Source organism: Hymenobacter sp. J193, from assembly GCF_024700075.1.
Lineage (GTDB): Bacteria > Bacteroidota > Bacteroidia > Cytophagales > Hymenobacteraceae > Hymenobacter.
Genome location: NZ_JAJONE010000001.1, coordinates 3,900,791 through 3,927,143, shown reverse-complemented (window position 1 = coordinate 3,927,143; position 26,353 = coordinate 3,900,791). Strand labels below are relative to the sequence as shown.

The window sequence follows — 26,353 nt, the reverse complement described above, 5'->3', positions numbered from 1 at the left end:
GTCGGGCGTTGCGGGTGCATCTACGGCGGCAGAAGCTACGCCATGTGCCCTGGCTGCCTATCTTGGCTGCTGATGCATTCCTTGCCTGCTCCAATGTCATTTACTACCTCCGCCATACGCCGCTGGCTGCTGGTTTTGCTGCTACTTGGCGCAGCTTTTACCGCCTGGCAGCTGACGCGCCCACCTCGCCCCGCTCCTGCCCGCGTTGCTCAGCCTGCTATTGGCCCACCACCCACTGATGGGCGCCTACGGGGGGTGAGCTGGGTGGCTGGCGACTCCGCCTCGGCTCTGGACCTAGAGCCGCTAGTGCGTGCCCGCGTGACGTGGATTGCCCAGACGCCCTTTGGCTGGCAGGCGGGCGCCGCCGTGCCGGAAATACGCCTGCAAACCGGTAAGGGCAGCCGTCATTACTGGGGAGAGAGTGACGCAGGCATCATTCAGACGGCGGAGCGGGCCCGGCAGCGCGGCATCAGCACGCTGCTCAAGCCCCACCTGTGGCTGCGCGGGGGTTCCGGCTCCTGGCCTGGCGACATCAACATGACCTCCCCAGCCGACTGGCAGCAGTGGTTTGCCAGCTACTCCTTGTTTATACTGCACTATGCCCGGCTGGCCGAGGAGCATCAGTTGGAAGCCTTATGCATAGGTACCGAGCTGCAGCACGCCAGTGTGGGCCACGAAACTGAGTGGCGCACCCTCATCCGGCAGATTCGCGGGGTGTACCACGGGCAGCTCACGTACGCGGCCAACTGGAGCGGGGAGTTTGAACAAGTTCCGTTCTGGGATGCGCTGGACTTTATCGGCATTCAGGCGTATTTTCCGCTGAGCAAGACGGAGCGACCCGAAAAGGCGGCCCTGCTCCAAGCTTGGCAGGAGCCGCTGCGCCGGATCAAGGCTATTCAGCGGCGCTTTAAGAAGCCGGTGGTCTTCACCGAAATCGGCTATAAAACGACGCCCGATGCCGCCACTGAGCCCTGGACCTGGCCCGACCGCAGGGCCGTGCTGACTTCCGCCGACGAAGCCACGCAAGCGGCCTGTTACGCGGCTATGTTTGAGACGTTCTGGCCGCAGAAGTGGTTTCGGGGCCTGTTTGTGTGGAAGCTGGTACCCCGGCCTGATGCCTGACCGCGCCGCTCGCCGCCACCTCGACTTTACGCCCCAGCACAAGCCCGCCGAGCAGGTGATGACAGACTGGTTTGGGCGGTGAAAGTGAAGTTATTAGTTATTGGTTGTCAGTTGTTAGCGGCAGCCACCAGCACCAACGAACAACTGAAAACGTACAACTGACAACGGACAGCTACTAACTCCTAACGCATTTCTGCCTACTTTCGCAGCCGCAAACACCCACCCGAATCTTCCCCTAAAAACGACCCTCTATGAACATTCACGAGTATCAGGGTAAAGAAATTCTCAAGCGCTACGGCGTACGCGTGCAGGAAGGCTACACGGCCGACACCGCCGAAGAAGCTGTAGAAGCCGCCAAAAAGCTGACCGCCGAAACCGGCACCAGCTGGCACGTCATCAAGGCGCAGATCCACGCCGGTGGCCGGGGCAAAGGGGGTGGAGTGAAGCTCGCCAAAAACCTGGACCAGGTAAAGGAAGTGGCCGGCAACATCATTGGCATGCAGCTGGTAACCAAGCAAACCGGTCCCGAAGGCCGCAAAGTGCATAAGGTGCTGGTGGCTCAGGATGTATATTACCCCGGCGCATCCGAAACCAAGGAATACTACATGAGCGTGCTGCTGGACCGTACCAGCGGCAAAAACGTCATCATCTATACCACCGAAGGCGGTATGGACATTGAGGAGGTAGCCGAGGCGCATCCCGAGAAAATCCACAAGGAAACCATCGACCCGCGCGTGGGTCTGCGTCCGTTCCAGGCTGCCAAAATTGCCTTCAATCTGGGTCTTACTGGCCCGGCCCAGAAGGAAATGGTGAAGTTCGTGCAGGCCTTATATAAGGCTTACGACGAGACGGACTCCAGCATGTTCGAAATCAACCCCGTGCTGAAAACCTCGGACGACAAGATTCTGGCCGTTGACGCGAAAGTAACCCTCGACGAAAACGCCCTCTACCGTCACAAGGACTTCGTGGAGTTGCGCGATACCAACGAGGAAGACCCGCTGGAAGTAGAAGCCTCGGCCTCGAACCTGAACTACGTGAAGCTCGACGGTAACGTGGGCTGCATGGTGAACGGGGCCGGCCTGGCTATGGCGACTATGGACATCATCAAGCTCAGCGGCGGCGAGCCGGCCAACTTCCTCGACGTAGGGGGTGGAGCCAACGCGCAGACTGTGGAAGCCGGTTTCCGCATCATCCTGAAGGACCCGAACGTGAAAGCCATCCTCATCAACATCTTCGGCGGCATCGTGCGCTGCGACCGGGTGGCCAATGGGGTGGTAGAAGCCTACAAGAACATCGGCGACATCAAAGTGCCCATCATTGTGCGCTTGCAGGGTACCAACGCCGAAGAAGGCGCCCGCATCATCGACGAAAGCGGCCTGAAGGTATACTCGGCCGTGCTGCTGAAGGATGCTGCCCAGAAAGTAAAGGAAGTGCTGACTGAGCAGGGCATTTCCTAAAAAATACTTGTCCCCTATTTGGGTCAATAAAATGCCTCTCTGGTCCGCCAGGGAGGCATTTGTATTTTCTTCGGATACAGTATCACCCATTCATGTGATTTCACAACGGGTAGCAGAAGCCTACTTTTGACAGAAGAAGAAAATTTGGGGTAAACCCAGAATGAATTGTCTTCGTTAAGGGAAACTCATTTAGCCTGCCCATGAGAAAGTTTATCTATACAATAGTTGCTCTCTGCTTCCTCTCTTTTGCGTCGACACCTGCTCAGGCTCAGTTCTTTGCCGCGTTGGCGGAGCAGCCAGAGCCGGCGCTGGAATTTGAAGACGCTCCGGATGCGGCGGGCTACACCTTCCAGTACAGCCCGCCAAGCACTGATTACTTAGTGCGCTTCCGGGAAATGTATGGCCTGGATGAAGCTATGCAAGGGGCCAACACGGATCTGGAGCGGGTTCAGGCCCTCTCTAAATGGGTGCACAACCGCTTGGAGCACGATGGTCGCCAGGACCTGAAGACCCGCGACGCCTTTGCCATACTTCGGGCCGCAATGCTCGGAAAATCTGTGCAGTGCGTTGAGTTTGGAGCCGTGCTAACTACCGCTCTTAATGCCGTGGGAATTCCGGCTCGCCCCTTATACCTAAAGGCTCATAACGCCGATACCCGTTCTTCGGCCGGAGGCCACGCCCTCACGGAAGCTTGGTTGCCTGATCAAAGCAAATGGATTATGGTAGACAGTCAGTTTGATATCGTGCCGCTGCTGGCCGGCCAGCCCGTGAATGCCGTTGAGCTTCAGCAGGCTTTGGCTACTAACCCCAAATCATTGTCTATCAGCACCTCCACAGAAGCCAACAGCAAAAGCTACTTCCGCTGGATTCGCCCTTACCTCTATTACTTTGATACGGTGCTGGACAACCGTTTCGGGATGAAAACGGTTCCTACGGGTCTTATGCTGCTGCCCGAAGGCGCCAAAAAACTGCTTTCATTCCAGCAGCATAAACTCTCGGGTATGCGTTATACGCATTCCCTGGCTACGTTCTACGCGCCGCCTACCACAGCCCCGCTCCCAGCCGCCAAAGCAGACTACTCCGCCAACGGCGGCGGGCAATAGCCGCCTGAGCTACCATAATTTTCTTTAGCGCCTGGCGAAGCGCCTAATCCGTAAGCAGTCAAAAAATTACGGCTTCCTTTTTCGTTGGCTACCAGAATACCCGCCGTGAATTCTGATCGGGAGTTGTGCACCGAGCGTTTTCTGCTTAGTTTTGCCACCCCTACCCGGAAGGTCGCGTAGTACAACGGATAGTATAGGAGTCTCCGAAGCTCTTGATCCAGGTTCGATTCCTGGCGCGACCACAAAACACCCCGCTAATTACCTGTAAAACAGGGTATTAGCGGGGTGTTTCTTTTCCTATGGGACAGGTCACGGGACAAAACCAGATAACTGCTTTCAAAAGATTCTTTTGTGCATCAAAATGGTAATGATTGATAAACGCATGAAAATTGGCTGACAAAGACTATTAATATGCTATCAGTGAACAAAGTCTATTCAGTTTTATAGTAAAAGTCTCTCATGATCCACTTGCCATTACGATAAGATGGATCTATGTAATCTACTTTCATCTCAAATGACAGTTCCAGACTGTCTTTGGTCAATCTATCGATTGACATAGCCTTTGGCGAGAAATGCCCCTCATCAATGACAATAGAATCACCATTGAATGAATAACTATAAGCCCTATCTGGCTTCCCCTCCCTACCCGTGAATACTATCTCAGAATACTTTGTGAACTTAACGACGTTGGGATTCTCAAGTGAGCCTACATAGCCGTTCTCAACCCCTGATTGGGGCTCAATTACTGTTTCCTTACCGGCCATGTAATTTATGGTCTTATACTTAACCCATGAACCAGTAAGGTCTTCTTTCTTATTTGATAAGCCTGAACAAGAACAAGTGACGATTCCTACTATGGCAATGAGTGTAAACCCTCGAAAATTGTATGTCATCTGATGTTTTCCGTTTAACAACATGGAATAACCAAATAAAGGCAATTATCACTACTTTATAACACGAGATAGTCCATTGAAAAAGCCTATTTATCATCATCTACTTATTTAACTCTTGTAACAACATTGGAGTAGCAGCCTCTGCCCGCTGCTCCAGCTTCAGGAGCCGGGCATACCAGCGGGTAGGCTTGCCCTGGTAGTGCGTCTTGCGACCCTTGCGATACTCTTGCTCCCACTTTCTATCTATGGCGAAATAGCTACCTAGGCCTCGGAACCGTTTTGGCTCTAACTGCGAGTCGTAGAACAGACGGGTTCCGGTGTAAGCCAGCCGGTGAGCAAACATACTACTCCCAGGGCGCAAGAACAGGACAGTGGCCCGCCGTCCCGATACCGGACAGATCATGTAGTAGCGCACTCCCTTTCCACCGGGTAAGTTGCTGGCCGTGGCCTCCAGTTCCACCCGGTAGTCATAATTGGTGGTATCATTTAGCGTGTATCGGAGGCGGAGGTAGGTTTCATCTAGGAAGATGTGGGCCTCCAGCGAAATCCGACCGGAAGGCTTGCCTCGCACACTCCAACTGATTGTGGTGACGTGGAAACCGGGCCTGAGCAGGTTGGAGCGGAGCAGGTATGATAACTCCAGCCGTTTGATGTCGTCGGCAGTAGCAGGGAAACTAGGGTAGCGGGGCATTGTGGAAGCTGAAAGGTTAGGAGGCCAACTGAGATAGCCGAAATCCTTAAGGATAAACTGGCAAATGCTTTGTAATTGCAGTAGATACCAGTAACATTGATAGCTTCATCATTAGATTAAAATACTTTATGGCTCTAGTTACTTGCCCTGAGTGCGCAGCTCAGATTAGCAGTTCAGCATCAAAGTGCCCTTCCTGTGGATTTGAACTCCGCAAGCCCAAAAGGTCAGTCTTTGGAAAATTCATTAAGTACGTATTCATTGGCTTCAACTTACTAATGATGTACTGGCTATTTGCGGGTGTTGGCGCAGCTGCGGATAGTATGTCAACGGCAACATCGGAGGCTGAAAAAGCCGGAGCGGCCGTTGGGACGGGCCTAGGGGCCTTTATGATTCTACTAATTTGGTTCTTTGGAGACGTAATCATCGGAGCTTTGGTGTTCTTCACTAGAGCCAAGAGATAGTTTCCTCACATTGCTAGATAAACTCTGAGTATGCATTACCATTCGGGAATGTTTACCGGACTTCTATGCTCCTCTAGAACGGCGGGGCACCGGCGGGCGGGCCTCCCAGATCGAGTGTGACGTACACCCGGCCGGAGCCGGGCTCTACTGCCATATCGGTGCGCTGGAGTTTGGGTGCTACAAACTCCGCTAACCGGACGTATGCGTTAATGAAGTCAAGTCCCTCTAGTGCCTCCAGCTTTTGGCGTAAGGTGGCGGCATCGGTGCCGGCCAGGGCTTCCGCAATAATGGCACGGATTGCTGTGGAGGCTTTGTTGGGGCTCCCGGCGGGCCTACCGGCGGGGTTGCCGCTCGTTCCTTTTTCGTATCCCATTTTTTGGGCTGTTGTTAGGCTGTTGTTTACAGGGAAAACGGCATGCTTCTCTGTCTGCTCTGCCGGCGGCGTTTGCCAAATGATTACAAGGGTGGTAACTGGTATCAAATCTGAGCCCGAATAGGATGTGCAAGGCGTTATGCCTAAATAGGCTCATCGTTTCGCGGCCGTATGAAAACTTATCTTCTTAGTATAATTCCTAAGCTCCGGCAATTCAGCCAAGAGCTAGACAACACCGCCTTACTAGGAGGTGTTAACAGTAGGTTGTATGTTTGGGCATGGAGTATTTGTTGACGGACGCGCAGTGGGCGCGGATTGCGCCTTTGCTGCCTGGCCGGGAAGGCACGAAAGGCGGCCGTGGCCAGGACAATCGCCGCTTTGTCGAAGCAGTGTTGTGGTTATTGCGCAACGGCTGCCGCTGGCGCGCCCTGCCGGCGGTGTGGGGCAACTGGCACACGACGTACACGCGCTTCCAGCGCTGGACGGCCTCGGGCGTGTGGGCCCGGGTGCTGGCCGCCGTGCAAGAGGACGATGCGCTGCACACGCTGCTGGTCGACTCGACTACGGTGCGGGCCCACCAGCACGCGAGCGGGGCGCGCAAAAAAACGGACCGCAAGCCCTGGGACGGAGCCGCGGCGGCTTGACCAGCAAGCTGCACGCCGTGGCCGACGCCCGGGGCCGGTTCGTGCGCGGCGGGCTGACGGCCGGCCAGCGCCACGACGCCCCGCAAGCGTTGCCGCTGCTCGCCGGATTGGCCCCGGCCTTTGTCGTAGCCGACCGGGGCTACGATTCCGACCCGCTCGTGGCCGCGCTGGCCGCCCGCGGCACGTGCGCCGTCATTCCGCCCCGGCGCAAGCGCCGCCACCCGCGCGCCTACGACCCGGCCCGTTACGCCCAGCGACACCCCGTCGAACGGCTCTTCAGCCGGCTCAAGCAATTTCGCCGAGTGGCCACCCGGTATGACAAGCTCGATGCCCATTTCTTAGCCTTTATTCACCTCGCCGCAACCGTCCTCTGGTTGCGCGACTGTTAACACCTCCTAACTAGTCAGCATTGGGTGGTTATAGATGAAGGTGAAGCTAAAGTCACATATATCTTCCGTCCAACTGGCTCACTCCTTATTTCGCAGGAAGGCGAAGTGCATAAGGCCAGTTGGGAACATCTGGGTAATCAGACCCTTTTGATAGAGAGCAATGCAAAAAACTTGCTCTTTAAACACGGTTTTTTCAACGAACAGGTACTAGCGTTACAGCTTGATTCAAAGCTGGAGTATGCTCTGCTTGTATCAGATCCTATCTACAGAAGTGGAGTTTCATCACTTTCAGCTGTGCAGCAATTGCTTGAATCATATCTGAAGTCAGAAACACAAGTACAGCCCCATCCATTAAAGTTGGGTCAAATCAACAACTTACCTAGCTCGTCATTGATCAATAAGCTTAGTACATCTGAACTGCTGAAAAAGATTGGACTTGCTATATTGATTGTGGCAGGAATGACCACAGGGCTATGCCTTCTGATTGGCTTACTTTCAATCATACTTGAAAACATCTAACCCTTCCAGCCCGCGCTCAAAGGCCACGTCGAACGGGTGCGCCTCCGCACGTTGCCGTAGCTGCTCCAGCAGCCGCCGGGCCCGGGCATGGTTGCGGGTGTAGGTAGCCCGGGGCTGGCTTTTTCGCATAGCCTCCCAAAAGGCCGGATCGTTGGCCGCATGGATTAGGGCGGAATCAGCCAGGGAGAGGCCGGTGTAGTCCATCGGTGTTAGGCGTTGGGTTCGGTACCATTGGAGGCGCAGCTGCTCCTGGAAGGCAGCCAGCACCAGCGGCCGGGGCAGATCAGCCAATGTGAGCGGGGCATAACCCGTGAGCTGCTGCAAGGGCCGGGCCCGGGAGTACACCACTTCAAACCGGAGCAGGTGGCCCGGCGGGTGCGGCTGGCCTTGTAGGCGGGCATAGGTGCCCTTATCGTAGAACTTTAGCCGGTAGGCTTCGTGGAACGCGCTATACTCCAGCGGGCGGGCGGCACCGGCCGGCGGTTTGAGTGCCGTAAAGAGGCTCTTTTTGTGGCTTACAAGACTCTGCAGAAACTCCCGGGGCGGCGTGGGCACCGGAATATTCAGGCCTACCTCTAGCCGGCGCACCGTAAGCCAATCCGGTGGCATTGCCAGGGCCACCGCTAACTCGTCGCAGGCCAGCGCGGCTTCCATCCACCCAAAGGGCCCGGTGTTGTGGCCGTGGGCGAATGTGTGCAGCGACCCGCGCACCCTACCCCACCCCGTAGCCGGTACATACTCCAGACGGAGGCCCCGGTAGATGGCCGTGAGGCGGCCCTGCTCATCGGGTTCACCGGAGCAGGTGGCAAATGCCGGCGCACGGGCCAGCCGTAGCTCCGCCCCGGTTCCGGCGGCCGGGAGCTGAAAATGAAGGTGGGTGTTGTCGTACACAGGAGTAGACAAAATCGGTTATCTTTACTCGCAGTAGTATCCGCCAATTTCCTAGCCCGAAACGGCCCACTACGGAGCGGGCACCTTAGCAATAGGGTGCCCGCTCCCTCGTTTTAGAGGCAGTAGAACGCGACCCGGAAAAGGCATTGGAGGGCACGGCGGCCCGGGGCCGTTAGGCCGGAGCTGAGCCAGAGAGGTACTTCAGCCAAGCTGGAACGTAGCTCACGGCGGCCCGCATGGCAGCGGCGGCGGTGCGCTCGTTGGCGCTGCGGTAACGGGGCTGATAATTCTGAGGTAACACCAGTAGCAGCATATAGCCCTCCTGGTGTGCAGTGGGCTTGCGAATGAGGGCCACGGCTGCCGGGGCCGCTATGTTGCGGAGCCGGTAATTTTCCTTGTAATCCAGTACGAAGGCAATATCGAAGAAATCACGTGCCACCGGCGATAGTTCCACCATACGAAGGCCGGAGAGGAACTCCTTTACCCCCTCGATAGTCGGACTCTGCAATATCCCTTCGCATTGGCTAGGGCGGGTGTAGCGGCTTTGAGGCCGGCACAGATAAAGGAGCGGGTGTACCGTAATGCTGGCGGCCGTAGGTACACACTCGGCCACCAGCCGATACTCCCAATCCATACCGTTCAGGTTGGCAATGTAGGAAGACGTTTCCAATCGGTACAGGAGCGCAGCTTGGAATGGCCCGTTGGGCACCGGGGCCGGGAACGGATTGCGGCGGCGGGGTGGCTGAGGCGGGCGGGGTGGGTGGTTACCGGGGCGGACGGTGGCCGGGGCTATAGGGTGCGGGCCCCGGAGGGCGCGGGCGGAGTTAGTAGTATCCATCATTCCTAGCCCTTGCGTTGGTAGCGAAGGTGTGACCGGCCGGCCTCCAGCACTCTAGCCCGCTCGAAATACACGCGGCGGCCCAGCCGCACAAACGGCACAATGCCATTCTTGCGCCACTCTCCCAGCGTGGTTTTGGACACGCCGAACTCCCGGCACGTTTCGGCCATTGTCATCAGCTGCGGTACCGAATTGGTAGCTGGCGGCGTGGTGGGCAGCAACTCCAATAGAGTGCTGCGGATCAGCTCCCGGAGTGCGTCCGGGTCTGTCAGGATGATTGGTGTTTGCATAGCAGTCGTTTGGTTAGTTTGACTGCTGCAAACCTATTGGGGGTTTGTAGGTTAGCGCAACCCTACAAACCCCTACAACTCCCCTACAACTCCCCTACTTGACCATTATCGGGTATCACCTTTGCTACCCTTGCACTTTTAGCATTCCCTGGTCTGCGTTCAATCGGTTTACGCCACAATGCTTGTTCATCAACTTCACCCGGTTCTAACTCATCAGTTGCGAACTTAGCCAGAGCTTTCTGCAATGCTACTGCAGCAGCATCGTTCTTCTCTGGTGTCTGTCCAACTTGGAAAAGTTGGCAAATGTGTTTGCAAAGACTAGTCATGTTTCCTCCATTTGGTGGGCGAAACTGACTTAAATTAATGAATCCAGCTTTAGCAAGACGATAAAACAATTCTGCTAAGTCAGCACCATTCCCTAGCCATTCCAGCGAAGTGAGCTCTCCATTTGCAAGGTTTCGCTCAGGCTTTAAGGCAGGCAGAACGGGCTCAACCACTTTCGAATGCACGTTTGTCTCATCTGTAATTGGAGACGACGAAACGGGAATCATTGGATTAGTTACAGCCCACTTTCGAGCGCGGGCAACATTACTAATCACCTTTGGAGCAAAACGATTGTCTGTGTTCTGCCCCTCCATAGATGCGTTAAACATCTCACTTTCATTCTTATACCCATTGTAATAGTCAATTCCATCATTGGATGTAGTGCTGAAACTGTAAGCTCCTACAATGCCCTCAATTTCACTAAGTGCATCATCTAAGTAATCAGCATCTATTTTATCAAATGCGGGAAAATGCTTGTCGAGTACTGGAGCAACTTCGAGATTATCAATGCAGCTGAATATATATCCCAGCATAGTAGGGTATCGACGGCAATATGGTTTGATAAAGTCATCAAAGCTGTGATGCCTCACCTCACCATTTGGCAATTTTATATCCTCAAACCAATCTGTATAATCCTTCGACCTGAACCTGGCTTTGGCTTCCTCATAAGCCTGTTCGGCATTCTGCATTCGCTGCCTAATTGAGTAAGAGCGCTGATTCATAGTTTCATTTTTTTCACCATTGCGTTTTTGGTATTCACTTCCAAGTTGGCCGGTCAGCACAATACTTTTTAGTAGTAATGCTCTGCGTTTTGCCAGCCAGCGGTCTGCGCTCTGCAGATTATATTCTAGCACGCTAGTGGGTGCAGAATGGCGGTCTATCCCCCATTTTTGCCCCGGGTCATAGCTTAATCCTTGTAAAGCATCAAGCTTTATTTCTGCTAGTATGTCAGCCAAATAGTCACAATCTACCTCATCTGCTTTATCTAGTTTCCGTTCAATAACTGACGCAACTTCTACAGGCTTCACTATGGAAAGCTTGTAACCTAGATATGACTTGAAGCCACTACAGTACGCCGGCAACACATCTGTGTACCCAGACTCGTAATCCAGACCCTCGCTATACCGTGACGAGTCAGAGTCGTAAGGGTACCCGCCTATCTGATTTGCTTCTATCAGTTTAATAAACCGTGCTAATGCTTCAGGCCACCTCAAGTAAAACGTACCGCTGGGAACGATGTACCATTGAGTAAAATCCAAAGTCTGGAAGGCGTATGCGTACATCACATACAGTCGTTCAGCTAATATCTGTCGCTGATCAAAAGTCAAACTTGACATAGAATTACCTACCCAGCTCGCATCAAGGGTGCAGCCTGTCGTTCAACATATTGTTCAAATTCGCCCTGCACTACTGCATCCGTAATCTTCAGGTAGCGGTGTAGCGTCTTATAGTCTTTGTGGCCGGTAATCCGCATCACTACCTCCGGCCGCATCCCGCCCTCCAGCGCCAACGTGACGAAGGTGCGGCGGGCGGTGTGGGTGCATACCAACTCCCACTTGGGTCGGGTGGTGGCTACCCGTTGGCTCCCCTTGTGCTGTGTGGTAGTGGTGGGCGTATCAAGGCCCGCCAATTCGGCCACTACTTTCAGGTAGGCGTTGGTTTTCTGGTTACTGATTACCGGAAGGGCTTTCCCATCACGGCGGCCGGCGTACCGTGCCAGGATGGATTGAGCCAGCGGCGAAAGAGGCACCCGCAGCAGGTCAGCCGTTTTGATGGTGGTGAGCAGGATATAGCCGCCCACAATCTGCTCTGGGCGGAGGGCCCGCACATCGGAGAACCGGAGGCCAGTTTCGCACTCAAACAGGAAGATATCCCGGGTCTGCTCCAGATAGGGCCGCCCCGTAAGATTGAGCAGATATAGCTGTTCCTTTTCGTCTCTGGTGAGGTAAACCAGCTCCGGGGCCACGGCCTCCAGCTTGCGGAACCGTTTGAAGTGGGCAAACTCGTGTAGTTCCTGCTCAAAGGTGGCCGCCAAAAACACCTTCAGGTTCTTCACCTGGTTGTTGATGGAGGCATTGCCCAACCCTACGGTGCGGAGGAGGTAGCTTTTGAATCCTTCGCAAAAGGCGGAGTCGAGGCTGGCAAAGGTGGGCTGCAGCCGGCGCACTTTTGCGTAGGCCGTGAGGTGGCGCTGGAGCGTCACATAGCATTTGATAGTTGCGGCTGATTTGTCCCGTTTGCTGGCCTCTATCCAGTTACCCATTTCCTCCAGCAGTCCGGCGGGCCCGGCGGGCGGTGCCCCGGCAGTAACACGGGCGGCTATAGCCCGGAGGTCATCAACGTTGGTAGTCTTGCCCCGGGCTGTGCGTTCAACGTGGCTCTTTTCAAGTTCGTCTGCCAGCAGCTTCAGCAGCTTATTGGCTTCGGGGTAGTTATCGAAGTTGCGCCGGTACTTCTGCCCTTTGGCGTCCCATTGATCGGGCCGCACCAGCAGCGTAGGCAGATAGACTTTTTTGCGTACCCCTTCGAGGTAACAGGCGGCATACAATGCCGTTTCGCCGGTGGCCTTGCCATCGGTGAGGTAAAACTTGGTTCGTAGCATTTCCTAGCCCGGAAAAGTGAATACTCTAAGGTAGTTATTTGGTTCTCACGGGACAACTCACGGGACAAAACTTTTGAACTTAACCGTACCTACCCTTTCCCAGTCTGTTCATAAAAAGGCAATACAGTGCATTAGAGGCGTTTTTTGGCCAACTACAAATAGAACTGATACGGGTTTGGGTAGTCCTGGCGCGACCACCACGTTTAACGCCCGGAAAACCCGGAAAGCCGCACATCTGTCAGCAGAAGCGGTTTTCCGGGTTTTTTGCGTTGTAGCGGACGCGGGTTTACGCCCTCCAATTACGCTCAGCATCTACCTTTACTGCTTGAGGGCATGTAACCGCTGGCTGTCTTTGTCTTTGTCTGATCTGAATAGGAAAACCTGTCTCTTAAGGGCAGCTGTGCGGCGACATTTAGCCGCTTGTGCTACTTTTACTGCATGCGGCTGTTCTGCTTCTTGTTTTCGCTGTACCTCGCGTGCCTGTCGTGCTTCACGTGCACCGACGAGATGCCGGAGCGCAGCCAGCAGACGCCAACCTTCTTTGTTTCCTCATCCCACACTGACGCCGGGGACATTGGGGATTGGTGCTCTCCGCTATGCCAATGCCACTGCTGCGGCGGGGCAATAGCACCCGCTGCTGGGCTGGCCGCAACAGCTCCCGCTAAAGTTAGAGAGTGGGCGCCTGCAACTCACCGCTTACCGCTCACGGCCTCGCCGCTTCCCCGTGCTTCGGGTACCGTGTGGCAGCCACCGCGGGCCTAGCCTTGCCTTTTTCCTGTTTACTCCCCCGAACAGACGGTCTGGTGCCATGCGCGCGGGGCTCGTCGGGCTTCGGCGCAGGCTGCTGAAGCGGGGTGCATTAGTCCGCCGTTACCCGCTTGCGCCGCCGGAACCCAGGGCTTTCACGCAAGCATCAGACCTAACCCCTACAGCGGCATGTTCGACCGGCTGATTTATTTTTCCATTCACAACAAGCTCATCATTGGGCTGCTCACGCTGGCCCTGGTGACCTGGGGCGGCTACTCCCTGAGCCGGCTGCCGATTGACGCTGTACCTGACATCACCACCAACCAGGTGGTGGTTTACACCGTGGCGCCCTCACTGGCCGCCGGCGACATCGAGCGGCTGGTATCCTTCCCCATAGAGCAGAGCGTGGCCACCATTCCCGGCCGCGAGGAAGTGCGCTCCTTCTCGCGCTTTGGCCTCTCGGTGGTTACCATCGTCTTTGAGGATAAGCTTGACATCTACTGGGCGCGTCAGCAGGTAGCCGAGCGGCTGCGCGAAGCTGAAAGCCAGATTCCGGCCGGTATTGGCCGGCCGCAGCTGGCGCCCGTGAGTACCGGTCTGGGCGAAATATATCAGTACCTGGTGCGCGCCCGGCCCGGCTACGAACAGCGCTATGATGCCCGCGAACTGCGCACGATTCAGGACTGGATTGTGCGGCGCCAGCTGCTGGGCACCCCCGGCGTGGCGGATGTGAGTTCCTTCGGGGGGAAAGTAAAGCAGTACGAAATTGCCCTGGACCCGGCCCGGCTCCGTTCCCTGCACGTGACGGTAGACCAGGTTTACCAGGCCGTGGCGCGCAACAACCAGAACGCCGGCGGCGCCTACCTCGACCAGAAGCCCACGGCCTACGTCATCCGCACGGAAGGCCTGGCAGAAAATGCGGCTGACCTGGGCAACATTGTGGTGCGCAACACCCAGGGCGGGCTGCCCGTGCTCGTGCGCGACGTGGCCCAGGTTGGGCTGGGCTCGGCGGTGCGCTACGGGGCCATGACGCGCAACGATGAGGGCGAGGTTACCGGCGGCATCGTGCTGATGCTCAAAGGGGCCAACGCCAACGAAGTCATCAAAGCCGTGAAGGCGCGCATGCAGACGGTGCGCGCCTCGCTGCCCGAGGGCGTAACCGTTGACGTGTACCTGGACCGCTCCGATCTGGTGGGCCGCACTATTCACACCGTCAGCAAAAACCTGATTGAGGGCGCGCTTATCGTGGTCTTTGTGCTGGTACTGTTCCTGGGCAACTGGCGGGCAGGCCTGATAGTGGCCTCGGTTATTCCGCTGGCTATGCTGTTTGCCATCAGCATGATGCGGCTCTTCGGCGTATCGGGCAACCTGATGAGCCTGGGCGCCATCGACTTCGGGCTGATTGTTGACGGGGCCGTCATCATCGTGGAAGCCATTGTGCACCGGCTGCACGCAGGCCGCGGGCCCGGCCACGCCGCCGGGCAGCTGACGCGGCAGGAAATGAACGATGAAACCTACCAGGCGGCCGCGCAGATTCGTTCGTCGGCAGCCTTTGGCGAAATCATTCTCCTGATTGTATACCTGCCACTGCTGGCACTGGCCGGCATCGAGGGCAAAATGTTCCGGCCCATGGCCGAGACGGTAGCCTTCGCCATCCTGGGCGCTTTTATTCTTTCGCTGACCTATGTACCTATGATGTCGGCGCTGGCACTCAGCCGAAACCCGCGCTCCAAGCCGACTTTCTCCGACCATATGATGCGCTGGCTGGAAGCGCGCTACCGCCCCCTGGTCGGGTGGGCCCTCAGCCACAAAGCCGTTGTCCTGACCTCGGCCGGGGCGTTGTTTGGGGGGGCGCTGCTGCTGTTTCGCACGCTGGGCGGCGAGTTTATTCCTCAGCTCACGGAAGGCGACTTTGCCGTGGAGATGCGCACGCTCACCGGCTCTTCGCTCAGCTACACCGTGGACAAGAGCCTGCAGGCGGGCGGTATGCTGAAGCAGCAGTTTCCTGAGGTGAAGGAAGTCGTGGGCAAAATCGGCGCGGCCGAAATTCCGACGGACCCCATGCCGATGGATGCCGGTGACCTGATTGTGGTGCTCAGGCCGCAGCAGGAATGGACCTCGGCCGCCAGCCGCGAGGAGCTGGCCGAAAAGATGGCCCGGACCGTCGGCGTAATTCCCGGGGTTACGTTCAGCTTTCAGCAACCCATCCAGATGCGCTTCAACGAGCTTATCAGCGGAGCCAAGCAGGATGTGGTGCTTAAAATCTACGGCGAAGACCTGCAGCAGCTGGCCCTGTATGCCCGGCAGGCCGCCGCCCTGGCGCGCCAGGTACCCGGAGCAGAAGACGTGTACGTGGAGGAAATAACCGGCCTGCCGCAGATTGTGGTGAAGCTGGACCGCAACCGCATGGCCCGCTTTGGCCTGAACGCCGATGAGGTGAACCGCACGGTGCAGACGGCCTTTGCCGGGCAGCAGGCCGGGCAGCTGTTTGAGCAGGAACGCCGCTTCGACGTGGTGCTGCGCCTGCGTCCCGAGCTGCGCCGCAACATCGACCACGTGCGGCAGCTGCTCGTTGCCACACCCGATGGCGAGCAGGTTCCCCTGGAGCAGGTAGCTACCGTGCAGGCGCAGGAAGGCCCCAACCAGATTCAGCGCGACGACGCCAGGCGCCGCGTGACGGTGGCCTTCAACGTACGCGGCCGCGACGTGGAAACCGTGGTGGAGGAGCTGCAGGCAAAAGTCGACCGGCAGCTGAAGCTGGCGCCGGGCTACTATACCAGCTACGGCGGGCAGTTCGAAAACCTGCGCCAGGCCACCGGGCGGCTGGGCATTGCCGTGCCGGTGGCCCTGGGCCTCATCTTTGTGCTGCTGTTCTTCACCTTCCGGTCGCTGAAGCAGGCGGCATTGATTTTCACGGCCATTCCGCTTTCAGCTATCGGCGGGGTGCTGGCGTTGTGGCTGCGCGGCATGCCCTTCAGCATCTCGGCCGGGGTAGGCTTTATTGCCCTGTTTGGGGTGGCGGTGCTAAACGGAATCGTACTCATCGGGTACTTCAACCAGCTCAAAGCCGAAGGCGTCAGCAACCTGCGGGAGCGGATTCTGCGCGGAACGGCCGTACGGCTGCGCCCGGTGCTGATGACGGCCACGGTAGCCTCGCTGGGGTTTCTGCCGATGGCCCTGGCTCAATCGGCCGGCGCCGAGGTGCAACGGCCGCTGGCCACGGTAGTCATTGGCGGGCTGGTGACGGCTACACTGCTCACGCTGCTGGTGCTGCCGGCGCTCTACGCCCTGTCGGAACGAACTGATAAACCGGCGGCTTCGTCGCCAGCCCCCACTTGGCCGGGGCCGGTGCCCCTGCTGATGGCGCTGGTGGCGCTGGGGAGCAGCTGGTTGAGCGCAACTCCGGCCCGGGCCCAACCCCCCATCACGGCAAGCCAGGCGCTGACGCAGGCCCTGCAGGCCAACGGCACCGTGCAAGCCGCGCAACGCGCTCTGGAAGCGCAGCAGGCCCTGCACCGGACGGTCTACGACATTGGGCAAACCAGCGTGCTGGGCACCTATGGCCAGATTAACTCACCCGAGCGCGACAACGTGCTGAGCGTGGCTCAGTCCTTCGCGCTGCCGGGCTACTACAAAGCGCAGGCCGGGCTGAGCCGGGCGCAGATTGCGGGCCGGGAGCAGCAGCTGGCGCAGGTACAGGCCGAGCTAAGCCGGCAGGTACGCCGCAGCTACGAGCAGGCGGTGTACGCCCGCCACCACCTGCGCTTCCTGCGGGGGCAGGACAGCATCTACGCCGAGTTTCTGCGGGCTGCCCAGCTGCGCTTCAAAACCGGAGAAGTAGCCCGCCTGGAGCCGGCCAACGCCATCATCCAGCAGGGCGAAACGCAGAACCTGCTGGCCCGGAGCCGGGCCGACCTGGTAGTGGCGCAGCGCCAGCTGCAGGCGTTGCTGCAGGCCCGGCAGGCCGTCTTCGTGGCCGACAGCACCCTGCAGCTGCTGCCCGCCCCAACGGCCGATACAGCGCAGTTGGCTTCCACACCCCAGGCCCGGGTGCTACGGCAGCAGCTGACAGAGCGCCAGGCCGAAACCCGCCTGGTGCAGGCCCGCGGGCTGCCCGACCTGACGCTGGGCTACACCAACCAGTCCCTGCGCGGCACCTACCAAGAAAATGGGCGCGCCGTAACGTACGGCCCGGGCAACCGGTTTCAGAGCGTGCAGGCGGGCGTCGCCATTCCTCTTCTCCAGGGGCCGCAGCGGGCCCGCGTGCAGGCGGCCCGGCTGCAGGAGCAGGCAGCGGCGGCTACTTACCAGCACTACCAGGCCCAGGCCACGGCTCAGCTGGACGAACTGCGCACGCGCCTGCTGGAGCAGCGGCAGCGGGTTCAGTTCTATCAGCAGACGGCCCTGCCTCAGGCCGCCATCATCGTGCGCCTGAGCCAGCGCGCCTACAAAGCCGGCGAAACCACCTACTCCGAGCTGCTGCTCAACCTGGAGCGCGCCCTGAGCGTGCGCACGGCTTACCTCGACGCCCTGCTGCAGCACAACCTCACCGTCATCGACCTAGACTACCTGCTCGGCACCGCTGCGCAGTAGCTAGCTTCTCCCTCAACCATGATTAAGCTACCCTCCCTGGCGCTGCTACTAAGTCTGACCCTGGCCGGCTGCGGCGCCGACAAGCTGGAAACCGCCGGCAATGAGCCCCCGGAAACGGGCGCGGCCACCGGAAAAGAAGCGAACGAAACCGAGCCAGCTCCCGACCTGGTGACGCTCTCCGCGGCCGAGCAGCAGGCCGCCGGGCTGAAGACGGGCCTTGTGCAGGAACGCCCGATGGGCTCTGGTCTGGCCGTGAACGGGACGCTGGACGTGCCGCCGGAAAGCGCCGTTTCCATCACGGCTCCGCTGGGCGGCTACGTGCAAAGCACCGAATTGCTGCAGGGCACCCGCGTGCGCAAAGGCGAAGTGCTGGCCGTGCTGCGCAACCCCGAGTTCGTGACCCTACAGAAAGAGTACCTGCAGCTACGCAGCCGGCTGAAGTTTGCCAATGCCGAGCTGGCCCGGCAGCGGGAGCTGTACGAGCAGGAAGTTGCCCCCCTGAAAAACTACCAGCGCGCCCAGGCCGAGGCCGAAGCTTTGCAGGTGCAGCTGAGTGCGCAGGCAGCCCAGCTGCGCATTGCCGGGCTGCCCGTGGGTGGAGCCATTGTGCCTACGGCCGCGCTGCGGGCCCCCGGGCGGGGTTCGTGCGGGCCGTAAACGTGACCGTGGGCCAGAGCGTGACGGCCACCGAGCCGCTGTTTGAAATCGTTGACCCCGAGCACCTGCACGTGGAGCTGGTAGTTTTTGAGAAGGATATTGCGCGGGTCCAGAAAGGGCAGCTGGTGCGTTTCACCCTGGCCAGCGACTCGGCGGGCAGCCTGCGCGAGCGGACGGCGCACGTGTACCTGACGGGCAAAGCCATTGGCGAAGACCGCACGGTGCGCGTGCATGGCCACCTTGATGAGGAAAACGACCCGGCGCTGCTGCCTGGCTTGTACGTGCGTGCCACCATCGAAACCGCGCGCAGCACCGCCTCTGCCCTGCCCAACGGGGCGCTGGTGCGCTTTGCGGGGCAGCACTACGCCTTTGTGGTGGAAGCCGTCGGCCGCTACCGTATGGTGCCCGTAGCCCTGGGCCGTAGCGAAGACGGCTACACCGAAGTGCGGCTGCCCGCCTCGACGGCGCCTACTGCCCTCTTCGTTACCGACGGAGCCTACTCGCTGCTGGCCAAGATGAAAAACGCCGCCGAGGAGGAATAGAAACCTTCTCCCGGGCCGTTCTTCTGTTCTGGCTTTCGGCCCTGACACCCTGGCTGCCACCTGCGTATAAGCGAGGCAGTGCCAGGCCTTATGCGAAAAGCTGCCCCCTCTCCTTTCCTGACTGCTACCTCCGATGGCCCACCCGCTCGAAGACACGCTCCTTGCCCGGCAGATTACCCCCACGGCTATGCGCCTGCTCGTGCTTGATGTACTACAGCAGCACCCGGCGGCGCACAGCCTGGCCGACGTGGAGCAACTGCTTGGCCACGTGGACCGCATTACCGTACACCGCACCCTGAAGACCTTCACCGACAAAGGCCTGGTGCACCGCGTCGAGGATGGCAGCGGGGCTGCTAAGTATGCCCTGTGCGCCCCGGCCTGCCTGCCCGGGCACCACCAGGATCTGCATGTACACTTTTTCTGCACCCACTGTCGCGAGACGTCCTGCCTGCCCACGGTTGCCGTACCGGTCATAGCCCTGCCCGCTGCCTATCAGGTGCACGAAACCAGCTTGGTGATGAAGGGCCGGTGCGCCCGGTGCGCGGGCTGAAAACAATGCAATAGGGTTGCATCCCGTAGAAAGCGAGGTTTGCCTTCGCAAGCAGGGCCCTTCCTTTTCCCTCTTGACTTCCCATGCCTGATCCTTCCTCCCAGAACACCGACGAAGAGCTGAACACCGCCAAGCAGGTGAAGCCCGAAAACGTGGGCGCCCTCAGCCGCGACCAGCTCACGCCCGAAGCTGCCGCCGCGCCTGAAGGCCACGATGTGCCCGGCCACGACCATGCCAACCACGCCCAGCCGATGGGCAAGAAAGTAGTGGACCCGGCCGGAAAGCCGGCTGACGAGCACGCCGGCCACCACCACACGGCGGGCGACGACCACGACCATGACCACGGCCCGGCCGATGGCAATCCGTACCTGTGGCCCGGGGTAAGCCTGGTGCTGCTGCTGAGCGGCATAGCCTTGGACTACTTCGAGGTGGCCTGGTTTGGCGGGTACGGGCGGGTGCTCTGGTACGGGGTGGCTTTTCTGCTTGTGGGCTGGAAAGTACTGAAAGCAGCCGTGCTCAGCGTTCCTACCGGCAACGTGTTCAACGAGTTTCTGCTCATGAGCCTGGCTACCCTCGGCGCCTTTGCCATCGGCGAGTACCCCGAGGGAGTGGCCGTGATGCTGTTTTACACGGTGGGCGAGCTGTTTCAGGACGCGGCCGTGAACCGGGCCAAGCGCAGCATCCGGGCGCTGCTGGAAATTCAGGCCACCGAAGTAACGGTGGTGCGCGACGGCCGCAACCTGGTGCTGGCCCCCGAGCAGGTGCAGATCGGCGACCTGATGGAAGTGAAGCCGGGCGAGAAAGTAGCCCTCGATGGCGCCCTCCAGACGCCAGTGGCCTCTTTCAATACCGCCGCGCTTACCGGTGAATCGGCGCCGCAAACCCGGCAGGCGGGCGAAACCGTGCTGGCCGGCATGATCAACCTCGAAACCCTGGCGCACGTGCAGGTTACGGCCGCGTTTGAGGACACGCAGCTCTCTAAAATCCTGTTGATGGTGCAGAGCGCGGTGGGGCGCAAGGCCAAAACGCAGCAGTTCATCACCCGCTTTGCCAGAATCTACACGCCCATTGTGGTGGGCCTGGCCGTGCTGCTGGTGCTGGTGCCTTGGTTTGTGGTCGAGGACTACGTGTTCCGCCAGTGGCTGTACCGGGCCCTGGTGTTTCTGGTTGTTTCCTGCCCCTGCGCACTCGTCATCAGCATTCCGCTGGGCTACTTTGGCGGTATCGGCGCGGCCTCGCGGGCCGGCATCCTGTTCAAGGGCTCCAACTTCCTGGACGTGCTGCGCGAGCTGGACATGGTGGTGATGGACAAGACCGGCACGCTTACCCAGGGCGTGTTTGCCGTGCAGCAGGTGCAGCCCGCTCCCGGCACCGACGCGGCAGAGCTGCTGCGGCTGGTGGGCGCGCTGGAAGCCAAGTCTACCCACCCCATTGCCAAGGCCGTGGTAAAGCACGCTGGCACGCCCGCCGGCATTGCAGTAGAAAGCGTGGAGGAAATAGCCGGCCACGGTCTGCGGGGACGCGTGGAGGGTATGGAGGTGCTGGCTGGCAATACCCGGCTGCTGCGCAGGTTCAACGTCGGCTATCCGCCTGAGGTAGACCAGGTAACCGACAGCCTTGTGGTAGGTGCCATCAATGGCCGGTACGCGGGCTACCTCACCGTAGCCGACGCCCCCAAGCCCGACGCGGCCCAGGCGGTACAGGAGTTGAAAGCGGACGGTATTACCCGGCTCGTGATGCTCTCGGGCGACAAAGACAGCATTGTGCAGCGGGTAGCCCGGGAGCTGGGCATCAGCGAGGCCCACGGTGGGCTGCTGCCCGAGGATAAGGCCCGCTACGTGCAGCAGTATAAAGCCGAAGGGCACCGGCTTGCCTTCGTGGGCGACGGGGTAAACGATGCTCCCGTGGTGGCTTTGGCCGATGTGGGCATAGCCATGGGCGGCCTGGGCTCCGACGCCACCATCGAAACCGCCGACGTGGTTATTCAGACCGACCACCCCAGCAAGATTGCCACCGCCCGGCGCATTGCCCGGGCTACCCACTCGGTGGTATGGCAGAACATCTGGCTGGCGTTCGTCGTGAAGGGCATTGTGCTGGCGCTGGGTGCCGGGGGTCTGGCTACTATGTGGGAGGCCGTATTTGCGGATGTGGGCGTAGCGCTGCTGGCTATCCTGAATGCGGTGCGGATTCAGCGCATGCGCTTCTGACCGGGCGGGGACGAGGGGCATTCTTCGTAAAGCAGGCTTGCGGGTGCTTTACGGCCGGTTCTGCCGCTTTTGAAGTGAAAGACCAGCCCCCTGTCCAACTGTCAAACGGCGCCGGCAGTAAGCTGAACCATGCCAGAAAGCAAGCCAGAATGGGTTGGGTGTCGTATGTAGGCCAAATACTTTCTCCCACCCCTCACTGTTTCTCTTAGTACTCATGAAAAAGAACCTCTTTTCCACGCTGGCCCTGGGCCTGGCTTTCACGGCTTTTACGGCCCCGGCTTTCGCCCAGACTTCCATGAAATCGGACGACGAAAAAACCAAAACCAAGGATGGCGACATGGTGATGAAAACCAAGGAAGCCAAGGATGGTAAAAGCAAAATGAAGGGCAAGTCGGGCCGGGGCGACAAAATGAAGTCCACCACCAAGCCAATGAAAGGCGGCACCGACATGGGCAACGGCATGAGCAACGCCAGCATGGGCAGCTCGGCCGGGGTGATGGTAGGCGGCGCCATGATGACGCCCGATAAGGACATTGTGGTAAACGCCATGGGCTCCTCGGAGCATACCACGCTGGTAGCAGCCGTGAAGGCGGCCGACTTGGTGGGCACGCTGCAGGGCGCCGGGCCGTTTACTGTTTTCGCTCCTACTAATGCCGCCTTCGATAAGCTGCCCGCCGGCACGGTAAACACGCTGGTGATGCCCGAAAACAAAGCCAAGCTAAGCACCATTCTCACCTACCACGTGGTTCCCGGCCGTTACCTGGCCGCCGACCTGAAAGACGGCCAGCAGCTGACCACGGTGGAAGGCGAAACGCTGACCGTGCACCGCACCGGCAGCACCGTGATGTTGCACGACGCAAAAGGCGGCAAGGCCAACGTAACCATTCCGAACGTGGTATCCAGCAACGGCGTGACCCACGTGGTAGACACTGTGCTGATGCCCACGCGCTAACCACCTGACATTGACCCACGAGCAAAAGCCCGGCGAAAGTATTTCGCCGGGCTTTTTTTGTAAAGCAGCCTGCCGGTTTCCCCGGCGTCTTTCCCCATATTTGCAGAATCTGCCTTTCGCTTTTTTTCATCTCACCATTGCGCATGAAACACTTTTTCGCTTCGTGGCTGACCGGTTTACTGCTGCTGTCCGGCGTAGCCCAGGCCCAAACCAAGCTTCCCCCTGCTCCGTCGGCTACCTTGCGGGGCGAGGAGCTGCGCACCTGGCTGCGCGAAAACTGGTACGACGGCAAGCGCCAGGTACTGGGCTACGACCAGGCCCGGGGCCGCATGTACAACTATATCGACAACTTCGACAACAAGCTGACGTGCGTGTACTCCGGCTACCAGCAGTCGTTTAAGCTGGACTCCAGCGGCACGGGCACGGGCGTTGCACCCATCAACTGCGAGCATACCGTGCCGCAGTCATGGTTCAATGAGGCGGTGCGCATGCGCTCCGACGTTCACCACCTGTTCCCGACGTACGACAAGTGGAACAGCGACCGGGGCTCCGACCCATTTGCGGAAATTCCCGACAACACCACCCAGAAGTGGATCCGGGGCCTGCAAAGTCAGAGCTCTATCCCCACCAGCAACATCGACGAGTACAGCGAAGACACCGGCTCCCAGTTTGAGCCTCGCGAAGACCACAAGGGCAACCTGGCCCGCGCCGTCTTCTACTTCTACACCATGCACGCCGGCCAGAATTTCGACGCCGGCAAAGGGGTAATCACGGCCGTAGCCAGCCTGGAAACGCTCTACAAGTGGCATTTGCAGGATCCGGTAGACAAGCACGAGCTGGAGCGCAACCGCCGCGCCGCCAAAGCTCAGGGCAACTTCAACCCGTACATTGCCTACCCCGAACTGGTAGCGCGGGCCTGGGGCTTTGCTCAGACTGAAAACCCGAAAGTGTCGTTTGCCTCGGCTACGGGCACTATTACCGAAGGCAACAGCGGCACGAAAACCTACACCGTAAACGTAACGGTGAGCCCGGCTCCAACCGCCACCCAAACGGTGGAAGTAGCCCTGGCTGCCAGCTCCACCGCCACGGTCAGCACCGACTTCACGTTTTCGACCCAGACGCTCACTTTCTCCCCCACCGTTACGTCGGCCCCCGTGACCATCACGGTGCAGGGTGACGCCACGGCCGAAGCCGACGAAACTGTGCAGCTGCAGCTGCGTAGCCTGTCGGCCGGGCTGTCGTCGGGCACCAGCATCACGCACACGCTCACCATCACCAACGACGACGGTGACATCCCGACCATCAGCTTCCAGACGGGCAGCGGCACCGTGACAGAAGGCAACGACGGCACCACCGTGTACACCATTGAGGTAATTCTCAGCGGCGCGGCGCCCAGCTCCGAAATTCAGGTTCCCGTGACGATAGACGTGGCTGGCACCACCGCCGGCACCGACGACTACACGCTGGAAAAATCGACGCTCACTTTCACCAACGCCCCCGTGCCCCAGCGCCAGACCCTGGGCGTGATTGTGAAGGGCGACCTGCTACCCGAAGCCGGCGAAACGCTAGTGCTGCGCCTGGGCACGCCCACGGGCGGCAACGCCGTCATTGGCGCTACCCCTACGCACACGCTCACCATCGTGAACGACGACCAGACGCCGGGCGGCACGCCCTGCGCCTCCCTGTATTTTTCGCAGTACATCGAGTCGTCGGGCGGCAACACCAAGGTGCTGGAAATCTATAACCCTTCGGCCAACGCCGTTGATCTGACCGGCCACCGCGTGGAGCTGTTTTCCAATGGCGGCAAAACGCCGCAGTATTCCTTTGACCTGAAGGGCACGCTGGCTGCGCACGATGTGTACGTAATTGCCAATGGCAGCTCCGACGGCACTGTGCTGGCCCAGGCCGATAACACCACGGCCCAGGTAGCGTTTTTCAATGGCAACGATGCATTGGCCTTGTTCTCGGGCACCGATACGCTGGACGTAATTGGCCAGCCCGGCCAGGACCCCGGCGAAACGGTGGGCTGGACGGTTGCGGGCGGCTCTACGCTCAACAACACGCTGGTGCGCCTGCCCACGGTGAGCGTAGGCTCGACCCGCTGGAATGAGGCAGCTGCCGCCACCTGGCAGGCCGCCGGCACGAACAGCTTCAGCGGCGTGGGCAGCTACACCAGCACCGCCTGCACTACCACCGGCACCCGCCCCACCATCGTTCGTAACGGCCTGGAGCTATACCCCAACCCGGCGGCTGAGGCCGTGCTGGTGCGCGTGCCACGGTCGGCGCAGGTTGGAGAAATCAGCCTGTTCAACGCGGTAGGCCAGCTGGTGCGCCGTCAGCCTGCCGCCAGCAACGGAGCCGCTACCAGCATCCGCACGTCCGATCTGCCCGCAGGGCTGTACTCCGTGCGGGTGCAGGCCGGCAGCGTGCAGTACACGGGCCGCGTAGTGGTGCGCCACTAACCGGCGGCTGCGAATTCGGCAACGCAAGCCGGCCCGACTTTCTCTTCCCTGTTTCAGCAGGGAGAGAAGGCCGGGCCGGCTTTTTTGTGTCCGACCTGGGCTGCTAGGCCAGCAGGTCAGCGTACTCGGCGTGGTGCTTTTTGACGAACACCTGCATAAAGCGGCAGGAAGTGAGCACCCGCAGCTTTTCGTCGCGGGCAAAGGCCAGGGCGTGCCGGGCCAGCTGCTCGCCCACACCCTGCCCGCGCAGGGCTTCGTCGACGAAGGTGTGCGCAAAGTCAATGGTCTGGTCATCGGGGCGGCTGTAGGCCAGCTCGGCCGTGGCGCCGTTTAGCTCGGCGGTGAATTCCTGATCCTGGGGATGGTGCTGAATGGTGGCCTGAGACATAAAAAGGAAGCTGGGAGAAATGCGCCGGCAAAAATATCCGCCGGTCGGGTGCTGCCCGTATACGCAGGCAGTAGCCACGGGGCTGCCCCGCCCGACCTAAGCACAACGGGAAGAGGCCCGGCCGCGTACCTTCTGTATAGTTCTGTACTTCCCTACGTTTCTCTCCCATGCAAGACTCCCTCGAAAACCAGCCCACCACATCTAGCTCCGACGACGCAAATGCTTCCCAGCAGGGAGCCGCCGGCAACCACACGCCACAGTACGGCGAGTTCGGCCACGCCGCGGCAGCAGCACCCACCACTCCGGTGCAGCACGCGGCCGGCGCCAACCCCGGTGGCGTAGCGGCTCCCTCCACGGCAGCACCCGAGCAGCGCGGCAGCGTACCCCAGAACCAAGACCCCAGCGAAGTACGGGCCGTTTCGGAATCTGACTACACCGAGCAGCGCGAAGGCTGGGCCAAAGACGACCCCCGCTACGGCAGCGGCACCCGCAACTGGGAAACCGCTGAGCCCGCCAACGAAAGCACCGGCCCGGCCGAAAAAACCGAAGACCGCCTTGACAACCCCAACGACGGCAGCAACGACAACCCCGACGAGTTCAGCGCCCTGCGCTCCGACAAAGGCAAGGGCATTCCCGGCAAGTAAGCGCGTCGTTTCTC

24 protein-coding genes and 1 tRNA gene are annotated in these 26,353 nt (G+C 59.5%); 16 read left to right on the top strand and 9 right to left on the bottom strand.

All coding sequences use genetic code 11. From position 1 onward, the window contains the following. The first annotated feature begins 93 nt into the window (after positions 1 to 93). The 4 genes from LRS06_RS17185 (at position 94) to LRS06_RS17170 (ending at position 3,924) form a co-directional block, all read left to right on the top strand. Complete coding sequence (locus LRS06_RS17185) at positions 94 to 1,122, top strand: hypothetical protein (protein ID WP_257872614.1); 1,029 nt, start codon at positions 94 to 96, stop codon at positions 1,120 to 1,122. 251 nt (positions 1,123 to 1,373) lie between these two features. After that, entirely contained in the window at positions 1,374 to 2,579 is a 1,206-nt protein-coding gene (gene sucC / locus LRS06_RS17180) for an ADP-forming succinate--CoA ligase subunit beta (RefSeq protein ID WP_257872613.1), read from the top strand. A 200-nt stretch (positions 2,580 to 2,779) separates the two neighbouring features. Beyond that, positions 2,780 to 3,682 carry a transglutaminase family protein gene (locus tag LRS06_RS17175; protein WP_257872612.1) on the top strand — a complete coding sequence of 301 codons (903 nt, stop codon included), beginning with the start codon at positions 2,780 to 2,782 and terminating at the stop codon, positions 3,680 to 3,682. Between the two features lie 170 nt (positions 3,683 to 3,852). After that, positions 3,853 to 3,924, top strand: a tRNA-Arg gene (locus tag LRS06_RS17170). A 189-nt stretch (positions 3,925 to 4,113) separates the two neighbouring features. Here the strand turns inward: LRS06_RS17170 and LRS06_RS17165 are convergent. Both LRS06_RS17165 and LRS06_RS17160 read right to left on the bottom strand, forming a co-directional pair. Continuing rightward, entirely contained in the window at positions 4,114 to 4,599 is a 486-nt protein-coding gene (locus tag LRS06_RS17165; protein WP_257872611.1) for a hypothetical protein, read from the bottom strand. 76 nt (positions 4,600 to 4,675) lie between these two features. Then, the gene (locus LRS06_RS17160) at positions 4,676 to 5,266 is read right to left on the bottom strand and encodes a hypothetical protein (protein ID WP_257872610.1); all 591 of its coding nucleotides are present in this window, start codon (positions 5,264 to 5,266) and stop codon (positions 4,676 to 4,678) included. Positions 5,267 to 5,394: 128 nt separating this feature from the next. On the opposite strand from LRS06_RS17160, the gene LRS06_RS25605 reads away from it, so the two are divergent. After that, complete coding sequence (locus tag LRS06_RS25605; RefSeq protein WP_374679433.1) at positions 5,395 to 5,727, top strand: zinc ribbon domain-containing protein; 333 nt, start codon at positions 5,395 to 5,397, stop codon at positions 5,725 to 5,727. Positions 5,728 to 5,800: 73 nt separating this feature from the next. On the opposite strand, the gene LRS06_RS17155 is transcribed toward LRS06_RS25605, so the two are convergent. After that, a complete protein-coding gene (locus tag LRS06_RS17155; protein ID WP_257872609.1) occupies positions 5,801 to 6,100 on the bottom strand; it encodes a hypothetical protein in 300 nt (99 codons plus the stop codon). Between the two features lie 278 nt (positions 6,101 to 6,378). Between LRS06_RS17155 and LRS06_RS17150 the strand changes: the two genes are divergently transcribed. Continuing rightward, positions 6,379 to 7,133 (top strand): IS5 family transposase gene (locus tag LRS06_RS17150; protein ID WP_257872608.1). Its coding sequence is split into 2 segments (ribosomal slippage): positions 6,379 to 6,712 and positions 6,712 to 7,133, totalling 756 coding nucleotides; the frame shifts between segments, so codons are not numbered across the junction. Between the two features lie 24 nt (positions 7,134 to 7,157). Continuing rightward, on the top strand, positions 7,158 to 7,652 hold the full coding sequence (locus tag LRS06_RS17145; protein WP_257872607.1) for a hypothetical protein: 495 nt from the start codon (positions 7,158 to 7,160) through the stop codon (positions 7,650 to 7,652). On the opposite strand, the gene LRS06_RS17140 is transcribed toward LRS06_RS17145, so the two are convergent. The 5 genes from LRS06_RS17140 to LRS06_RS17120 all read right to left on the bottom strand — a co-directional run bounded on the left by LRS06_RS17140 (position 7,629) and on the right by LRS06_RS17120 (position 12,597). After that, entirely contained in the window at positions 7,629 to 8,555 is a 927-nt protein-coding gene (locus LRS06_RS17140; protein WP_257872606.1) for a hypothetical protein, read from the bottom strand. The genes LRS06_RS17145 and LRS06_RS17140 overlap by 24 nt on opposite strands. A gap of 160 nt (positions 8,556 to 8,715) precedes the next feature. After that, the gene (locus LRS06_RS17135; RefSeq protein WP_257872605.1) at positions 8,716 to 9,384 is read right to left on the bottom strand and encodes a hypothetical protein; all 669 of its coding nucleotides are present in this window, start codon (positions 9,382 to 9,384) and stop codon (positions 8,716 to 8,718) included. Between the two features lie 2 nt (positions 9,385 to 9,386). After that, on the bottom strand, positions 9,387 to 9,671 hold the full coding sequence (locus LRS06_RS17130; protein WP_257872604.1) for a helix-turn-helix domain-containing protein: 285 nt from the start codon (positions 9,669 to 9,671) through the stop codon (positions 9,387 to 9,389). 83 nt (positions 9,672 to 9,754) lie between these two features. Then, positions 9,755 to 11,023 (bottom strand): hypothetical protein, encoded by a 1,269-nt coding sequence (locus tag LRS06_RS17125; protein WP_257872603.1) that lies wholly within the window; start codon positions 11,021 to 11,023, stop codon positions 9,755 to 9,757. Positions 11,024 to 11,340: 317 nt separating this feature from the next. Then, positions 11,341 to 12,597 carry a site-specific integrase gene (locus tag LRS06_RS17120; protein ID WP_257872602.1) on the bottom strand — a complete coding sequence of 419 codons (1,257 nt, stop codon included), beginning with the start codon at positions 12,595 to 12,597 and terminating at the stop codon, positions 11,341 to 11,343. Between the two features lie 438 nt (positions 12,598 to 13,035). Between LRS06_RS17120 and LRS06_RS25600 the strand changes: the two genes are divergently transcribed. From LRS06_RS25600 to LRS06_RS17085, 8 genes are all read left to right on the top strand, one after another. Next, on the top strand, positions 13,036 to 13,359 hold the full coding sequence (locus LRS06_RS25600; RefSeq protein WP_374679432.1) for a DUF6660 family protein: 324 nt from the start codon (positions 13,036 to 13,038) through the stop codon (positions 13,357 to 13,359). 174 nt (positions 13,360 to 13,533) lie between these two features. Continuing rightward, a complete protein-coding gene (locus LRS06_RS17115; RefSeq protein WP_257872601.1) occupies positions 13,534 to 17,937 on the top strand; it encodes a CusA/CzcA family heavy metal efflux RND transporter in 4,404 nt (1,467 codons plus the stop codon). Positions 17,938 to 17,955: 18 nt separating this feature from the next. Beyond that, positions 17,956 to 18,594, top strand: coding sequence for an efflux RND transporter periplasmic adaptor subunit (locus LRS06_RS17110; protein ID WP_257872600.1), 639 nt, complete (start codon positions 17,956 to 17,958; stop codon positions 18,592 to 18,594). Next, on the top strand, positions 18,582 to 19,136 hold the full coding sequence (locus LRS06_RS17105) for an efflux RND transporter periplasmic adaptor subunit (RefSeq protein ID WP_257872599.1): 555 nt from the start codon (positions 18,582 to 18,584) through the stop codon (positions 19,134 to 19,136). Before LRS06_RS17110 ends, LRS06_RS17105 begins: the two co-directional genes overlap by 13 nt. A 133-nt stretch (positions 19,137 to 19,269) precedes the next feature. After that, entirely contained in the window at positions 19,270 to 19,686 is a 417-nt protein-coding gene (locus tag LRS06_RS17100) for a Fur family transcriptional regulator (protein ID WP_257872598.1), read from the top strand. An 83-nt stretch (positions 19,687 to 19,769) separates the two neighbouring features. Then, the gene (locus tag LRS06_RS17095; RefSeq protein WP_257872597.1) at positions 19,770 to 21,893 is read left to right on the top strand and encodes a heavy metal translocating P-type ATPase; all 2,124 of its coding nucleotides are present in this window, start codon (positions 19,770 to 19,772) and stop codon (positions 21,891 to 21,893) included. Between the two features lie 214 nt (positions 21,894 to 22,107). Next, positions 22,108 to 22,845: a fasciclin domain-containing protein gene (locus LRS06_RS17090; RefSeq protein ID WP_374679431.1), complete on the top strand. Its 738-nt coding sequence runs from the start codon at positions 22,108 to 22,110 to the stop codon at positions 22,843 to 22,845. 143 nt (positions 22,846 to 22,988) lie between these two features. Continuing rightward, entirely contained in the window at positions 22,989 to 25,307 is a 2,319-nt protein-coding gene (locus tag LRS06_RS17085) for an endonuclease (RefSeq protein ID WP_257872596.1), read from the top strand. Between the two features lie 103 nt (positions 25,308 to 25,410). On the opposite strand, the gene LRS06_RS17080 is transcribed toward LRS06_RS17085, so the two are convergent. Next, positions 25,411 to 25,695, bottom strand: coding sequence for a GNAT family N-acetyltransferase (locus LRS06_RS17080; RefSeq protein ID WP_196956896.1), 285 nt, complete (start codon positions 25,693 to 25,695; stop codon positions 25,411 to 25,413). A 167-nt stretch (positions 25,696 to 25,862) separates the two neighbouring features. On the opposite strand from LRS06_RS17080, the gene LRS06_RS17075 reads away from it, so the two are divergent. Beyond that, positions 25,863 to 26,339 carry a hypothetical protein gene (locus LRS06_RS17075; protein WP_257872595.1) on the top strand — a complete coding sequence of 159 codons (477 nt, stop codon included), beginning with the start codon at positions 25,863 to 25,865 and terminating at the stop codon, positions 26,337 to 26,339. Positions 26,340 to 26,353 lie beyond the last annotated feature (14 nt).

What these genes read in the sequence shown, in the direction of transcription:
- LRS06_RS17185 (WP_257872614.1), top strand. Translation starts at nt 94, where the DNA reads ATGTCATTTACTACCTCCGCCATACGCCGCTGGCTGCTGGTTTTGCTG.
- LRS06_RS17175 (WP_257872612.1), top strand. Translation starts at nt 2,780, where the DNA reads ATGAGAAAGTTTATCTATACAATAGTTGCTCTCTGCTTCCTCTCTTTT.
- LRS06_RS25605 (WP_374679433.1), top strand. Translation starts at nt 5,395, where the DNA reads ATGGCTCTAGTTACTTGCCCTGAGTGCGCAGCTCAGATTAGCAGTTCA.
- LRS06_RS17075 (WP_257872595.1), top strand. Translation starts at nt 25,863, where the DNA reads ATGCAAGACTCCCTCGAAAACCAGCCCACCACATCTAGCTCCGACGAC.
- LRS06_RS17160 (WP_257872610.1), bottom strand. Translation starts at nt 5,266, where the DNA reads ATGCCCCGCTACCCTAGTTTCCCTGCTACTGCCGACGACATCAAACGG.
- LRS06_RS17090 (WP_374679431.1), top strand. Translation starts at nt 22,108, where the DNA reads ATGAAAAAGAACCTCTTTTCCACGCTGGCCCTGGGCCTGGCTTTCACG.
- LRS06_RS17155 (WP_257872609.1), bottom strand. Translation starts at nt 6,100, where the DNA reads ATGGGATACGAAAAAGGAACGAGCGGCAACCCCGCCGGTAGGCCCGCC.
- LRS06_RS17100 (WP_257872598.1), top strand. Translation starts at nt 19,270, where the DNA reads ATGGCCCACCCGCTCGAAGACACGCTCCTTGCCCGGCAGATTACCCCC.
- LRS06_RS17135 (WP_257872605.1), bottom strand. Translation starts at nt 9,384, where the DNA reads ATGATGGATACTACTAACTCCGCCCGCGCCCTCCGGGGCCCGCACCCT.
- LRS06_RS17115 (WP_257872601.1), top strand. Translation starts at nt 13,534, where the DNA reads ATGTTCGACCGGCTGATTTATTTTTCCATTCACAACAAGCTCATCATT.
- LRS06_RS17120 (WP_257872602.1), bottom strand. Translation starts at nt 12,597, where the DNA reads ATGCTACGAACCAAGTTTTACCTCACCGATGGCAAGGCCACCGGCGAA.
- LRS06_RS17165 (WP_257872611.1), bottom strand. Translation starts at nt 4,599, where the DNA reads ATGTTGTTAAACGGAAAACATCAGATGACATACAATTTTCGAGGGTTT.
- LRS06_RS17110 (WP_257872600.1), top strand. Translation starts at nt 17,956, where the DNA reads ATGATTAAGCTACCCTCCCTGGCGCTGCTACTAAGTCTGACCCTGGCC.
- LRS06_RS25600 (WP_374679432.1), top strand. Translation starts at nt 13,036, where the DNA reads ATGCGGCTGTTCTGCTTCTTGTTTTCGCTGTACCTCGCGTGCCTGTCG.
- LRS06_RS17095 (WP_257872597.1), top strand. Translation starts at nt 19,770, where the DNA reads ATGCCTGATCCTTCCTCCCAGAACACCGACGAAGAGCTGAACACCGCC.
- LRS06_RS17130 (WP_257872604.1), bottom strand. Translation starts at nt 9,671, where the DNA reads ATGCAAACACCAATCATCCTGACAGACCCGGACGCACTCCGGGAGCTG.
- LRS06_RS17085 (WP_257872596.1), top strand. Translation starts at nt 22,989, where the DNA reads ATGAAACACTTTTTCGCTTCGTGGCTGACCGGTTTACTGCTGCTGTCC.
- LRS06_RS17080 (WP_196956896.1), bottom strand. Translation starts at nt 25,695, where the DNA reads ATGTCTCAGGCCACCATTCAGCACCATCCCCAGGATCAGGAATTCACC.
- sucC (WP_257872613.1), top strand. Translation starts at nt 1,374, where the DNA reads ATGAACATTCACGAGTATCAGGGTAAAGAAATTCTCAAGCGCTACGGC.